Source organism: Saccharothrix sp. NRRL B-16314, assembly GCF_000716595.1.
Lineage (GTDB): Bacteria > Actinomycetota > Actinomycetes > Mycobacteriales > Pseudonocardiaceae > Actinosynnema.
On record NZ_JNXC01000254.1, the window covers coordinates 1 to 299 of the forward strand.

The 299-nt window shown below is 69.2% G+C and carries 1 pseudogene; it reads right to left on the minus strand.

The window, feature by feature from the left end:
* Nucleotides 1-299: pseudogene (locus OQ02_RS39880) on the minus strand (CoA-transferase); the annotation flags it as partial.

Sequence of the window (299 nt, forward strand, 5' to 3'; positions counted from 1 at the left end):
GATCATGTCGACCCGTGCCACGAAGACCCGGGTCGAGTGCTTGGGGATCCAGTAACTCACCGGATTGTTCAGGGTGTTGACCGGCGCGCCACGGACGCCGAGGAGCTGCCGGGCCGGGCGCTCCCAGTCGCCGATGCAGGAGATGTTCTGGTTGCCGTACCGGTCGATCTGGCTGGCGCCCATCATCACGTGCCGCTTGCCGCCGGTGACCATCGTGAGGTGCCTGCGGTACGGCAGCCAGCCCTCGGGCTCCCCGTCGGGGCCGACGAGCAGCCGCGCGGTGAGGGCTGGGTGCAGGA